Annotated in this window: 20 protein-coding genes; 5 read left to right on the forward strand and 15 right to left on the reverse strand. The window is 70.5% G+C overall.

Going from position 1 to position 20771, the window contains the following annotated elements; all coding sequences use genetic code 11:
* Positions 1–8: 8 nt before the first annotated feature.
* From ABT294_RS01555 to ABT294_RS01565, 3 genes are all read right to left on the reverse strand, one after another.
* Positions 9–398 carry a cupin gene (locus ABT294_RS01555; RefSeq protein ID WP_350802761.1) on the reverse strand — a complete coding sequence of 130 codons (390 nt, stop codon included), beginning with the start codon at positions 396–398 and terminating at the stop codon, positions 9–11.
* Between the two features lie 47 nt (positions 399–445).
* Positions 446–1885 carry an MFS transporter gene (locus ABT294_RS01560; protein ID WP_350802762.1) on the reverse strand — a complete coding sequence of 480 codons (1440 nt, stop codon included), beginning with the start codon at positions 1883–1885 and terminating at the stop codon, positions 446–448.
* A gap of 67 nt (positions 1886–1952) precedes the next feature.
* On the reverse strand, positions 1953–3161 hold the full coding sequence (locus ABT294_RS01565) for a serine hydrolase domain-containing protein (protein ID WP_350802763.1): 1209 nt from the start codon (positions 3159–3161) through the stop codon (positions 1953–1955).
* Positions 3162–3508: 347 nt separating this feature from the next.
* Between ABT294_RS01565 and ABT294_RS01570 the strand changes: the two genes are divergently transcribed.
* Positions 3509–4048, forward strand: a complete 540-nt coding sequence (locus ABT294_RS01570) for a hypothetical protein (protein WP_350802764.1) — start codon at positions 3509–3511, stop codon at positions 4046–4048.
* A gap of 366 nt (positions 4049–4414) precedes the next feature.
* Here the strand turns inward: ABT294_RS01570 and ABT294_RS01575 are convergent, their stop codons facing one another.
* The 6 genes from ABT294_RS01575 to ABT294_RS01600 all read right to left on the reverse strand — a co-directional run bounded on the left by ABT294_RS01575 (position 4415) and on the right by ABT294_RS01600 (position 12253).
* A complete protein-coding gene (locus tag ABT294_RS01575; protein WP_350802765.1) occupies positions 4415–6166 on the reverse strand; it encodes a DEAD/DEAH box helicase in 1752 nt (583 codons plus the stop codon).
* Between the two features lie 134 nt (positions 6167–6300).
* Positions 6301–6927: a hypothetical protein gene (locus ABT294_RS01580; protein WP_350802766.1), complete on the reverse strand. Its 627-nt coding sequence runs from the start codon at positions 6925–6927 to the stop codon at positions 6301–6303.
* 869 nt (positions 6928–7796) lie between these two features.
* The gene (locus ABT294_RS01585) at positions 7797–9185 is read right to left on the reverse strand and encodes an MFS transporter (protein ID WP_350802767.1); all 1389 of its coding nucleotides are present in this window, start codon (positions 9183–9185) and stop codon (positions 7797–7799) included.
* 9 nt (positions 9186–9194) lie between these two features.
* Entirely contained in the window at positions 9195–10184 is a 990-nt protein-coding gene (locus ABT294_RS01590; RefSeq protein WP_350802768.1) for a zinc metalloprotease, read from the reverse strand.
* A 77-nt stretch (positions 10185–10261) separates the two neighbouring features.
* Entirely contained in the window at positions 10262–10528 is a 267-nt protein-coding gene (locus tag ABT294_RS01595) for a DUF3039 domain-containing protein (RefSeq protein ID WP_350802769.1), read from the reverse strand.
* A gap of 120 nt (positions 10529–10648) precedes the next feature.
* Positions 10649–12253 carry an MFS transporter gene (locus tag ABT294_RS01600; RefSeq protein ID WP_350802770.1) on the reverse strand — a complete coding sequence of 535 codons (1605 nt, stop codon included), beginning with the start codon at positions 12251–12253 and terminating at the stop codon, positions 10649–10651.
* Positions 12254–12409: 156 nt separating this feature from the next.
* Here ABT294_RS01600 and ABT294_RS01605 point away from each other — a divergent pair, with 156 nt between their 5' ends.
* The gene (locus tag ABT294_RS01605) at positions 12410–13021 is read left to right on the forward strand and encodes a TetR/AcrR family transcriptional regulator (RefSeq protein ID WP_350802771.1); all 612 of its coding nucleotides are present in this window, start codon (positions 12410–12412) and stop codon (positions 13019–13021) included.
* On the opposite strand, the gene ABT294_RS01610 is transcribed toward ABT294_RS01605, so the two are convergent.
* Entirely contained in the window at positions 13018–13596 is a 579-nt protein-coding gene (locus ABT294_RS01610; protein WP_350802773.1) for a YqgE/AlgH family protein, read from the reverse strand. The genes ABT294_RS01605 and ABT294_RS01610 overlap by 4 nt on opposite strands.
* Positions 13597–13705: 109 nt before the next feature.
* On the opposite strand from ABT294_RS01610, the gene ABT294_RS01615 reads away from it, so the two are divergent.
* Complete coding sequence (locus ABT294_RS01615; RefSeq protein ID WP_350802774.1) at positions 13706–14260, forward strand: hypothetical protein; 555 nt, start codon at positions 13706–13708, stop codon at positions 14258–14260.
* A gap of 88 nt (positions 14261–14348) precedes the next feature.
* Here the strand turns inward: ABT294_RS01615 and ABT294_RS01620 are convergent, their stop codons facing one another.
* A complete protein-coding gene (locus tag ABT294_RS01620) occupies positions 14349–14966 on the reverse strand; it encodes a TetR/AcrR family transcriptional regulator (RefSeq protein ID WP_350802775.1) in 618 nt (205 codons plus the stop codon).
* Between the two features lie 67 nt (positions 14967–15033).
* On the opposite strand from ABT294_RS01620, the gene ABT294_RS01625 reads away from it, so the two are divergent.
* Together ABT294_RS01625 and ABT294_RS01630 are read left to right on the forward strand one after the other, a co-directional pair.
* On the forward strand, positions 15034–16413 hold the full coding sequence (locus tag ABT294_RS01625; protein WP_350802776.1) for an MFS transporter: 1380 nt from the start codon (positions 15034–15036) through the stop codon (positions 16411–16413).
* A 73-nt stretch (positions 16414–16486) separates the two neighbouring features.
* Positions 16487–16984 carry a hypothetical protein gene (locus tag ABT294_RS01630; protein WP_350802777.1) on the forward strand — a complete coding sequence of 166 codons (498 nt, stop codon included), beginning with the start codon at positions 16487–16489 and terminating at the stop codon, positions 16982–16984.
* 9 nt (positions 16985–16993) lie between these two features.
* On the opposite strand, the gene ABT294_RS01635 is transcribed toward ABT294_RS01630, so the two are convergent.
* The 4 genes from ABT294_RS01635 to ABT294_RS01650 are packed head-to-tail and all read right to left on the reverse strand — an operon-like array spanning position 16994 to position 20571.
* Complete coding sequence (locus ABT294_RS01635) at positions 16994–18403, reverse strand: NAD-dependent malic enzyme (RefSeq protein WP_350802778.1); 1410 nt, start codon at positions 18401–18403, stop codon at positions 16994–16996.
* A 55-nt stretch (positions 18404–18458) separates the two neighbouring features.
* A complete protein-coding gene (locus ABT294_RS01640) occupies positions 18459–19088 on the reverse strand; it encodes a cytidylate kinase-like family protein (protein ID WP_350802779.1) in 630 nt (209 codons plus the stop codon).
* A 9-nt stretch (positions 19089–19097) separates the two neighbouring features.
* The gene (locus ABT294_RS01645) at positions 19098–20036 is read right to left on the reverse strand and encodes a tetratricopeptide repeat protein (protein ID WP_350802780.1); all 939 of its coding nucleotides are present in this window, start codon (positions 20034–20036) and stop codon (positions 19098–19100) included.
* Positions 20020–20571, reverse strand: a complete 552-nt coding sequence (locus ABT294_RS01650; protein WP_350802781.1) for a MarR family winged helix-turn-helix transcriptional regulator — start codon at positions 20569–20571, stop codon at positions 20020–20022. Before ABT294_RS01650 ends, ABT294_RS01645 begins: the two co-directional genes overlap by 17 nt.
* Between the last annotated feature and the right edge of the window lie 200 nt (positions 20572–20771).

A 20771-nucleotide genomic window follows, 5' to 3' on the forward strand; every position in this document is an offset into this window, starting at 1 on the left:
AGTCCGGCCTAGGCTTCGGCCCGCTTCTCCAACCGGCTGCCACGCGGCAGGGTGACGGCCATGATGTTGCTGGGGACGTCCAGCTCGATGCGGTGCCATCGCCCGCGCGGGACGATGGCCGCGGTTCCGGCCACCAGCCTGATCTCTTCCTCCTCCTGCCCCGGCAGCTCCGGACGGAGGTAGAGGCGTATCTTCCCGATGAGGCAGGACACGACCTCCTCGGCCTCGGGGTGAACCTCCCAGTGGTCGGCGTGGACGTCGGCGTCGGTCTTCGCGTGGAAGGCCGTCAGCTGCCAGCCGTCCTGGTCGGAGTCCGTTGTTCTGCTCCCGGCGTGGATCTTGCCGCCTTGGTGAAGGTGGATGAAGGACGCGAGGAGCTCGATCGGGGTGACAGTCATGGCGAACCGGCCTTCCTGCGATGATCTTTCAACGAGTGGATCGCTGGTCAATCCCGGACGAGGAGCGAATCGCGGTCATCGCTCTGCTCAGCCCGTGATGGCGGGCTGGTCCGGCGCAGGACGGTGAAGGCGATGAGGACGGCGGCGACCAGGAGCGCGGCACTGACCGTCAGGCCGAGCGCGTACCCGTCGTTGAGGGCCTCGGGCGTGACGGCCTGGCCGGTGCGGTCGTGCGCGACGGTGCCGAGGGCGGCCAGCCCGAGCGAGGCGCCGATCTGACGTGAACTGTTGAGCAGGCCCGAAGCGGTGCCGGTCTCGCGGGGCGCGACGCCGGTGGTGGCGATGGAGACGACCGGTCCGAGGCAGAGCCCGAAACCGATGCTGGTGACGATCGAGGGCCCCAGGACGTCGGTGGCGAAAGCGCCGTCTGGGCTTATCAGGCCGAGCCAGGCCAACCCGGTCGCCGTCAGCAGTCCGCCGATGACCAGCAGGGTCCGCGGCGCGAGACGGTAGCCGAGTTTGACGGCGAGCACGGAGCCGGCGACCACGCCGAGGGCGAACGGCAGGAACTCGATCCCGGTCAGGGCCGGCCCGATCCCGAGCACTCGTTGCAGGTAGAGGGAGACGAAGTAGAAGGCCGAGGCGATGGCGGCACCGGCCAGGAGGTTGTAGGCGTTCGCTCCGGCGACCGAGCGGTTGGCGAACAGGCCGAGCCGGATCAGCGGTTCACGGGCGGTGGTCCGCTCGACGTGGACGAACGCGGCCAGCAGCGCGGCGGCGACCGCCAGGGTCGTCACGGTGATCGGCGAGGTCCACGCGTACTGCTCGGTGCGGACGACGCCGAACACCAGCAGGGTCATGCCCGCCGTGGCCAGGACGGCACCGAGGACGTCCGGACGGCCGCCGCGAACCGGGGGCGGGCCGGCGGCGACTCGCCGGACCATGGCCAGCGCGCAAGCGGCCATCGGCACGTTCACGAACATCACCCAGCGCCAGCTGGCGTACTCAGTGAGCAGGCCGCCGATCAGGACGCCGAGGGCGCCCCCGGCGGCGTTCATCGCGCTCCATACTCCGAAGGCCCGGACGCGGACCCTGCCCGTGGGGAACGTCGCGGTCAGCAGCGCCAGCGCGGCCGGAGCCAGCGCCGCGGCCCCGATGCCCTGTACGGCACGAGCGGCGACAAGATGGCCGGGTTCCTGGGCGAAGCCGCCGACGAGTGAGGCGAGGCCGAACAGGCTGAGCCCGAGCAGCAGGACCCGCCTGCGGCCGTACCGGTCGGCGGCCTTGCCTCCCAGCAGGAGCAGCCCGCCGAAGGTGAGCGCGTAGGCGTGGATCACCCAGGTCAGGCCCACTGCGCTGAAGCCGAGGCCGACGGCGATCTGCGGGAGTCCGACGTTCACGACCGACAGATCCAGCGACACCATGAACTGCACGACGGCCACCGCGGCGAGGATGATCCCCGGCCGGGCACCCGACTCGATGACCACGCTTCCGCCAGCTGATTGTCTACTCAACTCAGTCCTCTGCGCTCGAGGCGTTCTTGACATGGGCGTTTCAGTCGCCGCACAGCGCTTGCTGCCTGAAGGTCGACAGCGCGTCGTCGATGGGGTGGTGCTGTGGCTTACCCGAAGAGTCCAGCTTGTTCCACCGCACGAGATTCATCGCGACGGACATCTGCCGCCTGCCGTCGGCACGGGTCAGAGACACCGTCGCGGCCCCCCAGACCGTGCCGTCGTGGCCCCAGAAGGTGCCGCAACCCGGGATCTTGACCTCAAGCAGGCCGAGGCCGTAGTCGATCTTCTCCCCAGATTGGGCGTAGACCGGGACCGTGCGCTGCATCTGCGCCAGCGATGACCTCTTGACGATCTTGCCGTCGAGCAGCGCGCCGTAGAAGCGGTTGAGATCCGCCATGGTCGACACCAGAGCGGCCCCTGTCCGCACCCAGGACATGTCATAGACGCTGTAGTCGCGCGGCGGGTCGATCAAGCCGTGGAACGCCTCGTACATCCGTGGGTGCGGCCCCTTGATACGCGGCCCGGCCGGAAACGCGGTGTGCTGGAGCCCCGCGCGCTCGATGACGTTCCGGGTGATGTACTTCTCGGCCGTGGTGCCGGTCACCTGCTCCAGGAGCTCGCCGAGGAGCAGGTAATTGGTGTTGGAGTACACCCCCGGCGAGCCTCCCGGCTTGCCCACGGCGGGCGCCGAGAGCCCCATCTTGATCAGCTCAGCTGGGCGGAAATGCCTGAACCGGTTGTCGTCCAGGCTCTTGGGCGAAATATCCGGCAGAGAGGGGTACTTCTCGAGGGACGGGAACGCAGAGAGGAGGTACTCGGCGATGCCGCTGGTGTGGTTGAGCAGCATCCGAACCGTGATCTTCTTGCCGCGTTCGCCCGGCACCAGCCGCGGCAGATAGCGGCCGATCGGCGCGTCCAGCCGGATCCGCCCCTTCTCGACCTGCTGCAAGATTGCGGCGGCGGTGAAGGTCTTGGTGATGCTGCCGACGCGCTGCCTCATGTCGGGCCTGATGAGACGGCCGGTCCCGACATCGGCGACCCCGGAGGCGCCGCGCCATACCTGGCCGGCATCGCGCACCTCGGCGTGCACACCCGGCATCCCCGCGCGGTGGACACCGTCCATGGCGGATTTCAGCCCTGCGGGATCGAAGCCGGTCAACGGGCTCGTGCTGCCGGCCAGCACGGCCCCCGCCTCGTTGGGCGCGGGAACCGCCGTCACCAGGCCCGCACTGACACTCAGCACGGCCACGCTCGCACATGCCATCAGTCGGATCTTCAAGACACCCGTCCTCTCACGATCAATGACGCCGCCTGGGGTTCTCATGACGGCAATCGTCGTCCAGTTGCTGTTCAGGGGCGTCCTACAAGCGGAGTCATCTGCGCTACCGCACCGGGACCAACGACCGACCGGACTACGACGCCGGGAGTAGCCCCGCACTACGGCATCGCAGGGATGATCGGGTCCCGCGGCGTCCTTGATCGCGAAGAGTACGCACTGCGCAACGTTCTGTTGATGTGATATCCAAGACGGCAAAAGCTCTCCGAAGCCGAAGTACTACAGAGAGCTACATACGTCCGTCCGGTGTGAGGTTCTTCATGCTCGCCTTCTGTCTCGGCCTGGCCTGGTTGTTGCTCGCGCCCCTCGCCCTGTGGGTCCTCGTACGCGGCAGGAATCCGGCGCGGGTCGGGGCCGTGCTGACGTTCGGGCTGCTGGAGGCGGCCACCATGGCACTTCAGCCCACCGGCTCGGCGGAGCCCGCGCCGGAGATCGTCGCGCACGGCCTGCCCGCCACCCCGCAGTGCGAGGTGCGCACCCCGGTGCCCGAGAGCGCCCGGCTCGACGGGCCACGCGACGGCCTGCTCCTGTCCTGGCCCGCCGCGTCCGACGAGTGCGCGACCGCCAAGGTGGTGCTGCGCCAGGACGGCCGCAGGCTGCGGGTCTGGGTGCACGAGGGCCCGCTCAAGGGCGAGCACACGGGGGTGCGAACCGTCCCGGTCAGCGTCGCGGGTGGCGCCGCGTCCCTGGTGGTGCCGGTGAAGCTCGCCGGAAAGGGCCGGTACGTCGCGATCGACGGACGTTCCGGCGACCGCATCCCGGCCGAGCCGGCGCACGCGCAGCCGAGCACCACCCCGTAGCGATCGCGGCTTCGGCCCGCAAGTCCGCCGGGCTCGTCAAGGACGCCACCCTCAACGTCTACCCGGGCCCCCGCACGGGCTGGCGGGCGCGTTCAACGGACTTCATCGCCGACCTGCCGGCCTTCACCAAGAGCTGACCCGCCCCCGCCCGACCTGCTCCAGCTCGTCACCGACCATCCGCTGGTGCTCGCGTCGTACGACCTGGCCGAGGGTCACGGCGCCACCCTCCTGTGTGGCGCCATGAGCGTCGACCGCCCGGGTGGTCCGGCGCTCGCGGCCCCGTCCGGCAGCCGGAACCGTGCGGGGCCTGCCGCCCGGGCTTGGGCGGCACACCCGCGCCCGTTGAGGGCGGTCAGCTGAGAGCGGTCAACGTCGTTGGGTGGCCCAGCGGCGAATGGTGTTGATGCGGTCCTGGATCTGCTCCGTGGTGGCCTGGGCGATCGGGGGGCCGCCGCAGGCCCGGCGTAGTTCCGAGTGGATGACACCGTGGGGCTGGCCCGTGCGGTGGTTCCAGGCGCCGACCAGCCCGTTCAGCTCCTTGCGCAGCTCGGCGATCTGCTCGTGCGGGGCCAACTGGGTGCCGGACGCCTCCTCCGGGCGCTTGCGCCGGGCGGCCTGCTGGTCGGACTGCCGTTTGCGGAGCAGTGTCGCGACCTGGTCGGGCTCCAGGAGACCGGGGAGGCCGATGAAGTCCTCCTCCTCCGCGGAGCCCACCTCGGCCCCGGTGCCGAACTCGCCGCCGTCGAACAGGACGCGGTCGAAGGTGGCCGACGTCTCCATCGTCTCGAACGGCAGTTCGTCGCCGAGGACGTCCGGGTTGTCCTTCTGGCGGTTGGCCTGCTCCAGGAGGCTGTCGTCGAGGCCGTCCTCCGGCGGTTTGCGGTTGAGGACGTGGTCGCGCTCGACCTCCATCTCGTTGGCCAGGCCCATGAGGGTCGGCACCGAGGGAAGGAAGACCGAGGCCATCTCGCCCCGCTTGCGAGCGCGCACGAACCGGCCGACGGCCTGCGCGAAGAACAGCGGCGTCGAGGTCGAGGTGGCGTAGACGCCCACGCACAGCCGGGGGATGTCGACGCCTTCCGACACCATCCGGACCGCCACCAGCCACCGGTCCTGGGACGCGGCGAACTGCTTGATCTTCTTGGACGCGCCCGGGTCGTCGGAGAGCACCACGGTGGCGCCCTCTCCGGTGATGTTGCGCAGGTGCCTGGCGTAGGCGCGGGCGGTCTCGTGGTCGGTGGCGATGACCAGCCCGCCCGCGTCGGGGACGCCCCGGCGCACCTCCGTCAGCCGCCGGTCGGCCGCCTGCATGACCTGGCGGATCCAGTCGCCCTTCGGGTCGAGGGCGGCCCGCCACGCCTGCGAGAGCTGGTCCTTCGTCAGCGGCGTGCCGAGGGTGGCGGCGATCTCGTCGCCCGCCCGGGTGCGCCACTTCATCTCGCCGGAATACGCCAGGAAGATGACGGGACGCACCACGCCGTCGTCGAGGGCCGGGCCGTAACCGTAGGAGTAGTCGGCGACGCTGCGCTTGAACCCCTCGGCGTCCTCGTCGTAGGCGACGAACGGGATCGGATTGTCGTCGGACCGGAACGGGGTGCCGGTCAGCTGAAGCCTGCGGGTGGCGGGCTCGAACGCCTCGCGGACGCCGTCGCCCCAGGACTTGGCGTCGCCGGCGTGGTGGATCTCGTCGAAGATGACGAGCGTCTTGCGGGCCTCGGTGCGCGCCCTGTGGAGGGCGGGGTGCATGGCGACCTGCGCGTAGGTGACGGCGACCCCCACGTAGTCGCGGGACGTGGCCCCCTGGCTGTTCTTGAACTCGGGGTCGATGTTGATGCCGACCCTGCCGGCCGCGTCGGCCCACTGGCGCTTGAGATGCTCGGTGGGCGTGACGACGGTGATCGCTCTGATCACCCCGTTGGCCAGGAGCTCGCTGGCTATGCGCAGGGCGTAGGTGGTCTTGCCGGCGCCCGGGGTCGCCACGGTGAGGAAGTCGCGGGGCTCCCGACTGAAGTAGAGGTCGAACGCCTGCTGCTGCCAGGCGCGCAGCTTGGGGGCGGTGCCCCAGGCAGCGCGGTCGGGGTAGGAAGGCGAAAGGTGGGACGCGGCGAACGTGCTCACCGCATCACCTCTGGGGTTCGTGTGCTTCGCTTTCTCACAGTGACCCAAGAGTAATCGGGCCCACTGACAAGACGTGCCGTGCACCGGGAATCCTGGTCAAGCTCATCCTTGCGTGCTAATGGGCGTCACGTGGCTTATCGGACGCCTGACAGCACCGCGTCGAGCGCCTGCCTGCGGTTGCCGTCGTCGGGTTGGAGGAGGCCGACGAGGAGGACATCCCTCCCCGAACGAGTGAGAAGTGTCACGCGCAGGTAAGCCGGACCGTTCACGACATCTCGGTATTCGGCCCTGAGCGCACGGGTGTATCCGTGTTCGAGCGACCTGTCGTCGACGACCACGACACGGTCGCCCTTGAGCAGGAGCCGGGAGTACAGCTCCGCCGCCTCCCGCGCGGCCTTCCGCGCGTCGGCCGCGGAATCGACCACGGAATCAGCCACGGAATCGGCCACCGGTCCCGCCATCACGAGTGCGCCGCCGCCGTCACGCAGCACGGACGTGAACCCCGTCACGGGCGGCACCGCCTCCTCCCGCCACCCCGGAGGCAGGGAGAGGGTCACACCGGCCACCGCGTCGCGGACCTGCGCGGTCACGGCCTCGGGAGCGGCCGGCCGCATCAGGATCACGACCAGCCCGGTGACGAGCCCTCCGGCCAGGACGAGCGCCAGCCCCGCACCCGCCCACCGCCGCCACCGGCGGCCCCTGACCTTCCGCCCCAACCCCGGATCGGCGGGGGCGCCGTAGAGCCGGGCGGACGGCGGCATCGACTCCCACGGCACCTTGTCCCCGACGGCCCTGATCCGGGGGTTCCACCGCTCCTGCTCGCCGGGCTCGTCTCCGGGCCACTCCCCGTCGTCGGGATCGTCACGCCGCCCCCAGGCGGTGGGCGGACGCCGACCGTGCCGGGGCTCGGGGGCTCGGGAGGCGCCCTGCGAGGACGTCAGGTCCCAGGGATCGCGGCGGTCACTCCGCGAGGACTCCGGGGCCGGTGAAGGGGCACGGTCACTCCGACGAGATCCCGGAGCCCGGGAAGCACCCAGCGAAGGCGCCGCGACATAGGGGTCACGACGGTCGCTCCGCGGAGGCTTCACATCACGGGAATCACGGGGGGAACTTCGCGGGGGCGCCAGATCACGGGAATCACGGCCCTCACTTCGCGGGGGCGCCAGATCGCGGGGATCACGGCCGTCAGTTCGCGGGGGCGCCAAATCGCGGGGATCACGGCCGTCACTCCGTGGGGGCTCGGGGGCCCGGGGAGAAGTACGGCGGTGCTTCGGCGGGCCCGGCGGCCAGACACGGCGATCATCCTCCATGGCACCTCCCTGTCCCGCTGTCCTATCACTCCTTGTCGTTCTCGACCGGCGATCCGTGATCGCAGTGACAGGAGATGCGGAATCCCCCTCAAGGACAGGCCCGAAACGCGTATACCGGCCGTGGAGGAACGAACGCGTGCGGGGTGCCGCCAGGGCGCGGAGACGGTTGCCGCGGGCCGTAGCGGCGGCCCGCCCCGTACCGGTCAGCGGCCGTCTCCCTGGAGGCCCTCAGCCCCGTACGGCGGATGGCGCCGGCCCATGCGTGCCGTAACGAAAGGAAGGCGCCACGCCAGCACCGGCCCGCACCGGCGACGAGACGATCAGCGGGCGCGACGGGAGAGCAGCAGCGCGGCGAGGGCGACGAGCGCCATCAGGGCCCCGATCACCCCGAACCCGCGGGCGATCTCGGACGGGCCGTGGCCGATCAGGTTGACCAGCGCGCCGCCCACGCCGAGGGCCAGGGCGCTGCCGAGCATGTCCGTGACCGACAGGGCCGCCGAGTTGGCCCCCTGCTCGTTGACCGGCGACTGCTTGAGCGCCGTGACGCTCACCGTGGTCATCCCGAGCCCCATCCCGAACCCCGCCACGATCCAGGCCGGGACGGCGACCCACCCGGTGACCCCGGGAAGCACCGAGAGCAGCGACAGCAGCACGCCCGCCATCACGCAGGCCGCCCCGGTCCTGATCCGCCGGTACGGCTCGGCGCTGCGCCTGCTCTGCAGGTACGACCCGGTGGACCACCCCAGCGCCCCGGTGGTGAGCGCGATGCCCGCGTCCCTCAGCTCGAACCCCTTGACCTGCTCCAGCGCGAGCGGGATGAACCCGTTCACCCCGAAGAACGCCGCCGAGAAGAACCCACGCAGCATGATCGTGGTCGGCAGCCCCGCCCCGAAGCGCAGCGCCCCTGGCGGCAGCAGTTGGCGCAGCCCGTAGCCGAGCGCGGCCAGGCCGGCGACGACGGCGACCGCGCTGAGCGCGAGCCTGATGTGCAGGTTGTCGATGCCCCACAGCAGCGCTCCCGCTCCCCCGGCGGCGGCCAGGGCGGCCAGCGTCATCGCCACCGGACGGGAGCGCGGCCCCTCCGACGGCGCCGCCTCCTCCTGTGAGGGACGCCTCTTCAACGCGGGCACCAGCATGACCAGGGCGGGCACCACGAGCGGGATGATGCCGTAGAACACCCACCGCCACCCCCAGGCTTGGGCCACGGACCCGGCCACGGCCGGGCCCACCATGGCGGGCACCACCCACGCCGCCGACAGCCCCGCGAACACCCTGGGCCGCACGTCCGCCGGATAGACCCGGGCGATCATGACGTAGATCGCCACGATCGTGCAGCCCGCCCCCAGCCCCTGGACGGCCCGCGCCGCCAGGAACAGCTCCTTGTTCACCGCCGCGCCCGCCAGCCCCATCCCCAGGACGAAGAGCACCACGCCGAGGAGGAACGGCATGGTGTAGCCGCGGCGATCCGCCCAGAGCCCGGACACCACGTTGGCGAACAGGCTGGCGATGAGGAAGGCCGAGAAGCTCAGCCCGTACAGGCCGAGGGCGTCGAGCTGTTCCGACACCATCGGCATGACGACGCCGACGGACATGCCCTCGAAGGCGACCAGCGTGACGACCAGCAGGATGCCGATGGTGGCCGTGCGGTAGGCGGCACCGAAGATGCGGGGTGGTTCGTATGGAGTGTCGACTGCCTTCGGTGCTTTCACTCCGACATCCTATTTCCCACCCGAACGGGGCAAACGCGCGTGGGTGGGAATCGCGGACATGGGGAAGACGGTCGCGACCCCGGCGGGAATGCGGAGGGCCGCCGAAGAGCGGGGGGTGCGGTAGGCGGCCCAGGCTTCGCGCATGCGGGTCGCCTGACCGCTGGTGAACTCGCGCATGCACTGGTCGTCGGCGTAGTCCATGAAGTTGTGCATCGGGTCGTCGCCCGCGTCGGGGCAGGTGTCCTTGGTGGTGGGGCAGCCCTCGGTCGGCCTGGCCTCAGGCGCGGTGTCGGCGATGCCGTCGCCGGGGTCGTCGCAGCCGTTGTCGAAGGTGTGGAAGAGCCCGAGCCAGTGGCCGATCTCGTGGACGCCGGTGAATCCGCGGTCGTAGTCGCCCAGCGACCCGCCAGGCAGGGTGCGCCAGTCGATGACGACGCCGTCGAGGACGGGGGCGCTGTCGTACAGGTACGGGTAGGTGGAGAAGCCGAGGAAGGCCTCGCTGAGCTGGGCGAGGTAGAGGTTCAGCGTCTCGGGCCCGCCGCTGCGGAGCGCCTGCTTCATGGCCGTCTCGTTGCCGACGGGGTCGATGAACCAGCCGGTGTTCTGCTCGACCGAGATCTCGTCAAGACGGAAGCGCACGCCCGTGTCGACGCCGCCGTACCGGCCGGAGTAGGCGGCGTTGAGCGTGTCGATCTGTTCTCTGGCCGCCTGGTCGGACGCCCGCCTGACGCCGTCAGTGAGGACGTGCACCCGGGTCGGCACGGTGACGACGTCGGGCGGGGTGCTGCCGCGCAGCCGCCTGCCCAGGTCGGCGAGCATGTCCGACACCAGATTCGGCCCCAGGGACCTCGGCTCGGGAGATCGGGGGGCGTCGGCGGACCGGCGGCCGGGTTTCGGCTTGACGCAGACGGGTTGCGCGACCAGCGCGGGTTGGGGCGGCAGCGTCGGCCCGGCCGCGAGCAGGCACGCCAACGAGACGGCGGTCGCCCGCCTGGCCATGCGGCCTCCAGTTACGATTTGAGTCGATGTGACTACAAACCGTAACTCGGTCTAGGGTGATGACCAGGCAGCGACACTCACTGGTTCTTGTCGCCGCCGCCCTCGCCGCCGCCGGACGGCAGGCCCTCGTAGATCTCCTTGCACTCCGGGCACACCGGATACTTCTTCGGGTCGCGGCTGGGCACCCAGACCTTGCCGCACAGGGCACGGATCGGCGTGCCGGTCACCATGCTCTCGGTGATCTTGTGCTTGTCGGCGTAGTGGGAGAACCGCTCGTGATCGCCGTCGCCATGGGACGTGCGTGGCGTGGTCTCCTGCTCAGGGAGGATCTTCGTGGTGCTCACCCCGCCAAGTCTATGCCCCGCGGCCCAGCGCTCCCTCCGGCTCGGCGAGCCCCCGGCGTCCCTGGAAAACAGGACGGCTCCCGCCCCGGGAAGGGAGCGGGAGCCGCGAGGAAGTGAGCGTCAGCCGACGTGGACCGGCGCGCCCTCCGTCTTGCGACCGGCCTTGACGAACAGGGCCAGCACCGCGGTCAGGATCGCGATGCCGGTGCTGACCAGGAAGGCCAGGTGCATACCGTCCATGAACGCGTTGTGCACCGCGCCGCCGACCATCTGCTTGAGCTGAGCGGGGGTTCCCGGGGGCAGCCCGCCGAAGGAGGCGGCCTTCTCCAGCAGCGTCATCTGCTCGGCCGGGATCGCCTTGGCCGCCGGGCCGAGGTAGCCGGGCAGCTTGCTGGAGATCTCGGCGGCCATGACGGCGCCCAGGATCGCGGTGCCGAGCGCGCCGCCGACCTGCATGGCCGACTGCTGCACGCCGCCCGCGACGCCGCTGAGCTCGAGGGGCGCGTTACCGACGATGATCTCGGTGGCGCCGACGAACACCGGCGAGAGGCCGAAGGCCAGCAGCAGGAAGGGGATCCCGCTCTCGATGAACGAGGCGTCGATGCTGAGCCGCGACATGAGGAACATGGAGGTCGCGGTGATCAGCAGACCGACGGCCATCGTGATCTTCGGGCCGGCCTTGCCGATCATCATGCCCGCCAGCGGCGAGGCGACGATCATGCCCGCGCTCATCGGCAGCATCCGCATGCCCGCCTCCAGCGGAGTCAGGCCGTGGACGCCCTGGAAGAAGAAGCCCAGGAAGAACATGGCGCCGAACATCGCGAACGCGACCATCATCATCAGCACGGTGCCGATCGAGATCGACGGGTTCTTGAACAGCCCGAGCGGCACCAGCGGCTGCTTGGCCCTGCTCTGCCAGAAGATGAACCCGGCGATCAGCACGGCGAAGCCGGCCAGGAAGCCCAGCGTCTTGCCGTCGCCCCAGCCCCACTCGGGGGCCTTGATGATCGTCCACACCAGCGCGAACATCGCGCCGGACAGCAGCACCACGCCGCCCCAGTCGATGCGCGCGAGCGACTTGGCGCGGTTCTCCTTGATGATCAACACGCCCATGAGCAGGGCGATGACGCCCACCGGGGCGTTGATGAAGAAGACGGACTGCCAGCTCACGTTCTCGACCAGCACGCCGCCCACGATCGGGCCCGCGGCGCTCGACAGGCCGATGATGGCACCCCACGCCCCCATCGCCTGGTTCAGCTTCTCGCCGGGGAACGCTCCACGCAGCAACGCCAGGGCGGCGGGCTGGAGCAGCGCGCCGAACAGGCCCTGCAGCACGCGCAGGCCGATCAGGGCGCCGACCGGCGACAGGCCGGGAATAACGTCCGAGATCTGGGCGCTGAGCCCGATGCCCACCGAAGAGATCGCGAATCCGGCGACGCCGATCAGGAAGACCCGCTTGTGCCCGAACAGGTCACCGAGCTTGCCCGCGGTGATCAGGAACACCGCCAGGGCGAGCAGGTAGCCGCTGGTCACCCACTGCAGGTCCGACAGGGAGGCGCCGAGGTCAGCCTGGATCACCGGGTTGGCGATACCGACCACGGTCCCGTCGAGCATCACCATGATGACGCCCAGACAGACCGCGAGCAGAGTCAACCACGGGTTGCCCGCTCCCGTCTTCTCTGGGCCAGACGACGACGGCGCGTCGACCGTCCTCGTGTGAGCCATAAGTCCCCCTCAAGTACAGCTGCCCCACGCCAGGGCATAAGTCTCGTAAGCCTTAGGTAATATATGTCAGCAGATGACAGATGACAAACGGATTTCATTCGGCGCAGTATGACTTCTGGCATCCTGTGACAGAATGATGTCGAGGGAGTGAAATCTGTGGGGCTGCGGGAGCGCAAGAAGGAGAAGACGCGGCTGGCGATCCTCGACGCCGCGATCGACTTGTTCCTCGAACAAGGGTACGACTCCACCACCGTGGAGCAGATAGCGGGGGCGGTCGACGTGTCGCCGCGCACCTTCTTCCGCTACTTCACCAGCAAGGATCACATCGTGCTGTGGTTCCACGACCACGGCGAGGAGATCATGCGGGAGACCCTGCAGGCCCGCCCCGCCGACGAGCCTCCCTTCACCTCGCTGACGCACGCGTTGCGCGCGGTGCTGAGCGATGTCGCCGATTCAACGCCCGCCGACACCCAGAGGTTCCTGAAACTGCGCCGCGTCATGGAGGAGCACCCGCACCTGGTGGGGCTGTCGGTGGCCAGGGGCACGGAGACCGAGAGGCGCCTGGCCGACGAGATCGCCGCCCGCCGAGGTGTCGACCCGGCACAGGACCAGCTCACCCACCTCATCGTGGCGTTCGCCATGTCGACGATGCGGGTCGGCTTCGAGTGCCCGCAGTCCGAGCAGCACGACCTTCCGCAGATCGTCAGCCGGCTGGAGACGACGATCCAGCTCGCCGAGCAGTCGCTGCGCCCCGGCTGGGACACCTAGTTCAGCGTCGGATCGTCGGGGCAGGTGGCCACGAAGGCCAGCTCGCCGGGCTGCCGCCGCAGGACGTGCCGCCAGAGCTCGCCGGGGTCGGCATGGAAGGTGTCACCCACCTCGGAGTCGACCACGTACCAGGCGCCCTCCGCGATCTCGCTCTCCAGCTGCCCGGACGTCCAGCCCGCGTAGCCGGCGAAGATCCGCATCTGCGCGATCTCGCCCTGCAGGATCTCGGGCGGCGCGTCGAGGTCCACCGTGCCCAGCCTGGAGACGGCGGGCGTGCCCGCGTGAAGCCTGCGCCAGCCCAGCGGCTCCTCCCCGCTCGGGACCGCGGCCAGCGCCAGCGCGCTGTCGGTCTGCACGGGACCGCCCTGGAACAGCACGGGCGGCCCGGTGACCAGCGGATCCCAGACCGGCAGCACCTGCGTGACCGAGATCTCGCTCGGCCGGTTCAGCACCACGCCCAGAGTTCCGCCGTCGTGGTCGTGTTCGAGGATCAGCACGACGCTACGCCGGAAGTTGGGGTCGTCTAGGAGCGGGGTCGCCACCAACAGACCACCGACGTAGATCGCCTCCGCCATACCTCCATCATGAAGGGTCAAACCCGCATCTCGCTCCCCCGTCGTGTCGATGTTACTTTCCGCAACCGAAAGGGGACCATGGGTAGCAGAGATCACTTTCGGAGGAGCAATGCGCATCGGCACCCGCCTCGCCCTGGCAGCGCTGCCTGTCGGGGCGACACTCCTCCTGCCGTCGGCGGCCTGGGCGTGGCCGCAGCCCGACAACCCCGGCGACCCGTTCACCATGTCGACGGACCGGGTGGCCTGCGGCAGAGGGCGCGTGGGGGTCAACCTGACCAACGACAGCGGCGAGGTGGCCAGTTACGACCTGCAGTCCGACTCGCAGACCGTCGCGACCGGCTCCATCGAGGCGCACGACACGATCACCAGGAACATCAGGGTCGGCCGCGGGAGCAGCGTGCGGGTCGAGGCGTTCTCGGTGGACGAGGACGAGGCCGACTCGCTGATCGACTCGACGCTCATCAGGAACGACTGCCCCTGGGGCCGCCGCTTCGACCAACCGCCCTACGCCGGTGGCACCTGGGGCCGCCGCTCCGGCCGCCTGCCCTACACCGGCCCTCCAGCCGACCTGTGGGGCAAGCTCGCGACCGCCGGGGGCCTGGTCATCACCGGCGGAATCATCTGGTGGTACGGCTCGATCTGGCCCCGCCAGACGTACTCCTAGCCGCCACCACGACCCGCCGACGCAGGCCCAGGGAGGCGCGCGCCGTCCAGACGCCGCCACGACCCGCCGACGCAGGCCCAGACGCCCGTCACGCGCCCCCCACGAAGGCCCCGGCACGGGCGGCCGCCAGGGCGCGCGTGGCCGCCAGGGTCGCGACCGTCTCGTCCACCGGCTCCCTGGTGACCACCAGGCGGTAGTAGAGCGGGGCCGAGACCGCCCTGACCAGCTCGCGGCCGTCCGTGCCCGCCGGGAGTTCGCCGCGCTCCACCGCGAGGTCCACCACCTTGGCCCACTCGTCGATCCTGCGCGCGTAGAAGGCGCGCAGCGCGGTGGCCGCCTCCTCGTCGCAGGTGGCGGCCGCGATGACCGCCTGGAAGGTGGCGCTCAGGCGCTCGTCCCTGAGGGCGGCGAGGACGCCGGCCGCGTTCGCGCGCAGGTCCCCCTCGATCGTCCCCGTGTCGGCGTGGGACGCCGACTGCTCGGCAAGCTCCGTCATGAGGTCGGTGACCAGGCCCGCGGCGCTGCCCCAGCGCCGGTAGACGGTGGTCTTGCCCACGCCGGCCCTGGCCGCCACCGCGTCCATGCTGAGGCCGTGGAAGCCGTGTTTCACCAGTTCGTCCTGGGTGGCCTCGAGCACGGCCGACCGGATCCTAGCCGTGCGGCCGCCGGGCCGCACCGTCCCCGCCAAACGGGACTCTTGTTCCATTAGCGCGTCTCCTTGTGTTACCGTCATGCCCACCTTAACGGAACCTCTGACCCATTAAGGGGGATTCATGACCACACTCACCGAGAGCCAGGACGCCCGGATGACCGCGCGCCAGCGGATGGTGCTCGTGCTGCTGCTCGGCTCGCAGTTCATGCTGGCCGTCGACTTCTCGATCCTGAACGTGGCGCTGCCCGTGATCGGGTCCGGGCTCGGGTTCGCGCTGGCCGACCTGCAGTGGGTGGCGACCGCGTTCGCGCTGGCCGCCGCCGGGTTCACGCTGCTGTTCGGACGCGTCGCCGACCTGTTCGGACGCCGACGGCTGTTCCTCGCCGGGATGGCCCTGCTCGGCCTGTCCTCGCTGGCGGGAGGGCTGGCCGCGTCCCCGGCGATGCTGCTGGTCGCCAGGGTCGCGCAGGGCCTGGCCACGGCGATCGTCACGCCCGCCGGGCTGTCACTGCTGACCACCTCGTTCCGCGAGGGGCCGCTGCGGGCTCGGGCGCTGGGCCTGAACGGGGCGTTGATGTCGGCCGGCTTCACCTCGGGGGCGATCCTGGGCGGGCTGCTGACCGACCTGCTGAGCTGGCGGTGGGCGTTCCTCGTCAACGTGCCGGTGGCGGTGGCCGTCCTGGCCGCGGCGCCCGCGCTGCTGACCGAGAGCCGTCCCGTACAGCGGCCCAGGATGGACCTGCCAGGCGCCGCGACGGTGACGGCGGGCCTGCTCGCGCTGGTCTTCGGGCTGACCCGGGCCGGCGAGCACGGCTTCGCCGACCCGGCCGGGCTCGGCGGGCTCGCGGCGGGCGCGGTGCTGCTGGTGGCGTTCTGGTTCGTGGAGCGGCGGGCGTCCTCGCCGCTCGTGCCGGTGACGATCCTCGCCAGGGCCAACGTGAAGTGGGGGAACCTGGCAGGGCTGGTCGCCTTCGCCACCGAGACCTCGCTGGTCTTCCTCATGACGCTCTACCTGCAGAAGGTGCTGGGCTACTCCGCGTTGGCGACGGGGCTGGCGTTCGGCGTGCTGGGGCTCGGCACCGTGCTGGGCGGCGTCCTCGCTCCCCGGGTGCTGTCGCGCCTCGGCACCGGGCGGGCGCTCGCGGCCGGGTTCGCCGTGCAGGCCGTGGCCACGGCCTCACTGGCACTCCTCGGGACGGGGTCCGGCTGGATCTGGCTGCTGCTGGCGGCCACGTTCATCGGCGGTGTCGGGAACATGGTGGCCATCGTCGGCTTCATGGTGACGGCCACCTCGGGCCTGCCCGACTCCGAACAGGGGCTCGCCACCGGCCTGGCCACGATGACCCAGCAGGTCGGCATCGCCATGGGCATCCCGATCATGAGCGCCGTCGCCACCGCCGCCATGGGCTCCTCGGTACTGCGCGGGGTGACCGTCGCGGTGCTGGTCAACGCCCTGCTGACGCTGGCGGCCGGATTCGTCCGCACCGGTCGTGGACGGTGACCGCCGCGAGCTTTACACCCACTCCGAACGGGAAACAGGACCACCGACGGCCCCGACCGGCAAAGGACGCGCCATGAGAACCCACGAGGCGTTGCTGCGCCACTTCCGCGACCTTCGCGACGGCACCCACGGCCACGCCTCCTCCCGCGAGGACAAGGAACGCCTCTTCACCGAGACGGTCGCCCTCATGGACGCGGTGGCCCGCCAGACCCTGGACGAGGTCAACACCGAACTCCTCCTCGGCACGGGCCAGATCCAGGCCACCGGCCTGACCAGGGGCCAGGACGGCGGCCTCATGGCCGCGTGGTCGCTCACCTGGCCGGAGCAGCGGCGGGCCGGAGTCGAGCCCGTCGCCCTGGTGGCGCACTACGGCCGCGGCTTCCAACACCCGCACCTGCGGGGCGGCACGGTCGGCGAGTGGCCGCTGAACGTCTTCAACGCCTCGGACGCGGCCGACCAGCTTCCGACGCTGCGCGCCATCGCCGCGGCCGACGTCCACAACCTGGTCTTCCAGGCCGACTACCGGCTGATCCCGGCCGTCGCCGAGGAGGCGCCCCCAGGCGGCAGGTGACGCCGGGGATCAGGCCTCGGTGAAGCCGCGGGCCCGGCCGCCCGCCGACTCCCGCACGGCCGCCGCGACGGCGGTCGCCACGTCGGGGTGGAAGACGCTCGGGATGATGTAGTTGGGGCCCAGTTCCTCGGGGGTGACGACGGCGGCGAGGGCGTGCGCGGCGGCCAGGAGCATCTCCTGGCTGACCTCGGTGGCCTGGGCGTCGAGCAGACCGCGGAAGACGCCGGGGAAGGCCAGCACGTTGTTGATCTGGTTGGGGTAGTCGGAGCGGCCGGTCGCCACCACGGCGGCGTGCTCGCGGGCGTCGTCGGGCGAGACCTCGGGCTCGGGGTTGGCCAGGGCGAAGACGACCGCGTCGCGGGCCATGCCGGCGATGTCGTCGCCGGACAGGATGCCCGGGGCCGAGACGCCCACGAACACGTCGGCGTCCTTGACGGCGCCGCGCAGGTCGCCCGAGTAGCCCCCGTCGTTGGTGTGCTCGGCGATCCAGCGCAGCGACTCGTCGAGGTCGTCGCGGCCCTTGTGGACGGCGCCGAGGTAGTCGCAGACGACGATGTTGCGGGCTCCGGCGGCGAGCAGGAGGCGCAGCACGGCGTTGCCCGCCGCCCCGGCGCCCGCCATGGTGATCTTGACGTCCTCGATCGACTTGTTGACCACGCGCAGCGCGTTGGTGAGCGCGGCCAGCACGCAGATCGCGGTGCCGTGCTGGTCGTCGTGGAAGACCGGGATGTCGAGCAACTCGCGCAGCCGCCGCTCCACGTCGAAGCAGCGGGGCGCGGAGATGTCCTCGAGGTTGATGCCGCCGAAGCCGGGCGCGATCAGCTGCACGGCGCGGACGATCTCGTCGACGTCCTGCGTGTCGAGGCAGATGGGCCAGGCGTCGATGCCGGCGAACCGTTTGAACAGCGCCGCCTTGCCCTCCATGACCGGCAGCGCCGCCTCCGGGCCGATGTTGCCGAGGCCGAGCACGGCCGAGCCGTCGGTGACGACGGCGACGGTGTTGCGCTTGATGGTCAGCCGCCGGGCGTCCTCCTTGTTGCGCGCGATCGCCATGGAGACCCGCGCCACGCCGGGCGTGTAGGCCATCGACAGCTCGTCGCGGTTGCGCAGCGGCACCTTCGACTTCATCTCGATCTTGCCGCCGAGGTGCATGAGGAAGGTCCGGTCGGACACCTTGTGGATGACCACGCCGTCGACGGCCTCGAGCTGGTCGACGATGGCCTGGGCGTGGTCGGTGTCGCGGGCCGCGCAGGTGACGTCGATGCGGAGCTTCTCGTGGCCCGCGTTGGTGACGTCGAGGGCGGTGACCACGCCTCCCGCCGACTCTACGGCGTGGGTGAGCTGGCTGACGGCCTTGCCGCCTGCGGGCACCTCGAGCCGCACGGTGATGGAGTACGACACACTGGGGACGGTCGCCACGTCAATCGCTCCTTCGCGCCTGACCAGGAAGTCCTCCCATGGTAGGGGGTTTCGGTCAGTCCAGCGCCTCGGCGGCGGTGACGATCAGATCCACGCAGGTCGGCACGGGGATGCTGGTGCTGTCGAGCACCAGATGGTACTGGCAGGGGTCGGCGGCATCGACCCGGTAGAAGTGGCGCACGTAGGCGCTGCGCGCCCGGTCGTTGTCCTCGATGAGCTTGCGGGCCTCGCGCTCGCTCAGCTCGCTGATCGTGGACGTCTGCCGGACCCGGCGTTTCAGCGGGGCGTCGAGCCGGACGTGCAGCGCGCCCGGATGGTCGGCCAGCACGACCGCGCCCGCCCTGCCGAGGAAGACGCCGCCCTCGGCGCGGGCGATGTCCTTCAGCATGCGCTCGGTACGGCGGACGAACTCCTCCGGCGCGAGCGGCATCGCACCGGGAACGTACATGTCCACGCCGCCGAAGGTGACCGTCGGCAGTCGCATCGCTCCGCCCAGGAGCCTGGCGAGGCCGTGCTCGGCCCTGTCGTCGTGCGCCAGCGCCTCGTCCAGGGTGCAGCCCAGCTCCTGCGCCACGGCGCTGGGGATGGCACGGTCGACGAAGGGCACGCCCAGACGTTCGGCGACGGCCGGACCGATGACGCTCCCGGCCGTGCCGTATGTCGCCGAAATCGTGACGACCCGCATACCTTCAGGTTAGAACAATGCGCTCGACAAAGCTCTACGTGCTTTGGCCAGAGATGGGTCATCTGCCGGAAGTGCGGTGAAAAGGTCGAGCAGGTGACGCCTGGCCTTGTCGCGCTCGTCGCCCGAGGTGCGCTTCACCGCCTGGATGATCCGCTCGAACGCCTCGTCGACCGCGCCGGACAGCATCTCCAGGTCGGCAGCCAGCAGCACGGCGTCGATGTCGGACGGGTCCTGCAGGCGGCGCTGGACCTCGGCCGGGTCGGCGTCGGCCGTCCGCTTGATCAGGCCGACGCCCGCCAGGCCCATCTTCGCGTCCTCGTTGCCCGGCGAGCGGGCCAGCAGCCGCTCGTAGGCGGCGGCCGCCGCGTCGAGGTCGCCCTTGTCGATGGCCTCCTCGGCGGCCACCAGGTCGGGGTCGGCCGGGGGCTCGGCGGGAGCCTCCTCCCCGCCCTCGGCCGCGGGCGGCCGGGCGTCGGGATTGGCCTGGTAGAACTGCTCGACGGCGGCCATCAGCTCGTCGAGCCAGCGGCGCACCTCCTGCTCGGGCAGCACCTGCTGGAAGCCGGTGACCGCCTGCCCCTGGAAGATGGCCAGCACGGTCGGCACCGCCTGCACGCGCAGCGCCTGCGCGATCTGCGGGCTGGCGTCGACGTTCACCCTGGCCAGCACCGCCCGGCCGCCGGTCTCACCGACCACCTTCTCCAGCACGGGGCTGAGCTGGGCGCTGCCGGGGGCCCGCGGTGACCAGAGGTCGAGCACGACAGGCACGCTCACGGAGCGGTCGATGACGTCGGACGTGAACGTCTCCTCGGTCACGTCGACGACCGTGGCAGCGGAGGCCGCCTGAGGACCCGCGACCTCCCGCCGGGCCTGCGCCTCCAGTGCCTGCTTGCGCGCGCCCAGGTCGATGGCTCCGTAGAGCGACCCGGGCCTAGAGAAGTCCGCCATGCTCCTCATCTTGCCGCATGTCGGAGGTGGGGAAGTCACCAGCGGCCACCCTGAGCGTGCGCAACTGGTCGAACATCTGCCCCAGCGCGGCCTCGTCGTACATCCCCAGACCGAAATCCGCCGCCATCAGGTCGTCGGTGGCCCGCCGCACGACGTCCCGGCCCGCCTCGGTGATCTCGGCGAGCACGCCGCGCCCGTCGCGCGGATTGGGCATCCGGGAGACCAGCCCCGACTTTTCCAACCTGTCGACCGTGTTGGTGACGCTGGTGGGATGGACCATCAGGCGTTCACCGATCTTTGACAGCGGCAGCGCTCCGGACCTGCTGAAGGTCAACAACACCAACGCCTCGTACCTGGCGAAGGTCAAGTCGTACGGCTTCAGGAGCGAGTCAAGTTGCGACAGCAGGATCTGATGCGCTCTCATGATCGACGTGACGGCGGCCATGGCGGAAGAAGGGCCGAAGTGAACACGCCAGGTCTCCGCGGCGCGCGCGATCGGATCGAACGGCAGGTTGAGCGGCTTCGGCTGCGACACAGCGCTACGGTAGCGCGCCGCTCGTCCGGGTTCGTGCGGTTACTCTGAGCGATCAGATTCACTGCTTGCCCAAGAATCCGGACGACAATCATCACGCTCAGTTATGGTTCTCGCATCAAGGGTGACGCGGAAGCCAAGTCCATCGCCTGTGGGGACCGGCGTGGGCTGCTCCGCTTCCGCATCGCCCACGGGGCACGGGG

Origin of the sequence: Nonomuraea sp. NPDC000554 (assembly GCF_040300065.1) — a bacterium.
In the GTDB taxonomy this organism is placed as follows: Bacteria; Actinomycetota; Actinomycetes; order Streptosporangiales; family Streptosporangiaceae; genus Nonomuraea.

What these genes read in the sequence shown, in the direction of transcription:
- ABT294_RS01555 (WP_350802761.1), bottom strand. Translation starts at nt 398, where the DNA reads ATGACTGTCACCCCGATCGAGCTCCTCGCGTCCTTCATCCACCTTCAC.
- ABT294_RS01570 (WP_350802764.1), top strand. Translation starts at nt 3,509, where the DNA reads ATGCTCGCCTTCTGTCTCGGCCTGGCCTGGTTGTTGCTCGCGCCCCTC.
- ABT294_RS01580 (WP_350802766.1), bottom strand. Translation starts at nt 6,927, where the DNA reads ATGCCGCCGTCCGCCCGGCTCTACGGCGCCCCCGCCGATCCGGGGTTG.
- ABT294_RS01590 (WP_350802768.1), bottom strand. Translation starts at nt 10,184, where the DNA reads ATGGCCAGGCGGGCGACCGCCGTCTCGTTGGCGTGCCTGCTCGCGGCC.
- ABT294_RS01600 (WP_350802770.1), bottom strand. Translation starts at nt 12,253, where the DNA reads ATGGCTCACACGAGGACGGTCGACGCGCCGTCGTCGTCTGGCCCAGAG.
- ABT294_RS01610 (WP_350802773.1), bottom strand. Translation starts at nt 13,596, where the DNA reads ATGGCGGAGGCGATCTACGTCGGTGGTCTGTTGGTGGCGACCCCGCTC.
- ABT294_RS01615 (WP_350802774.1), top strand. Translation starts at nt 13,706, where the DNA reads ATGCGCATCGGCACCCGCCTCGCCCTGGCAGCGCTGCCTGTCGGGGCG.
- ABT294_RS01620 (WP_350802775.1), bottom strand. Translation starts at nt 14,966, where the DNA reads ATGGAACAAGAGTCCCGTTTGGCGGGGACGGTGCGGCCCGGCGGCCGC.
- ABT294_RS01625 (WP_350802776.1), top strand. Translation starts at nt 15,034, where the DNA reads ATGACCACACTCACCGAGAGCCAGGACGCCCGGATGACCGCGCGCCAG.
- ABT294_RS01630 (WP_350802777.1), top strand. Translation starts at nt 16,487, where the DNA reads ATGAGAACCCACGAGGCGTTGCTGCGCCACTTCCGCGACCTTCGCGAC.
- ABT294_RS01640 (WP_350802779.1), bottom strand. Translation starts at nt 19,088, where the DNA reads ATGCGGGTCGTCACGATTTCGGCGACATACGGCACGGCCGGGAGCGTC.
- ABT294_RS01645 (WP_350802780.1), bottom strand. Translation starts at nt 20,036, where the DNA reads ATGGCGGACTTCTCTAGGCCCGGGTCGCTCTACGGAGCCATCGACCTG.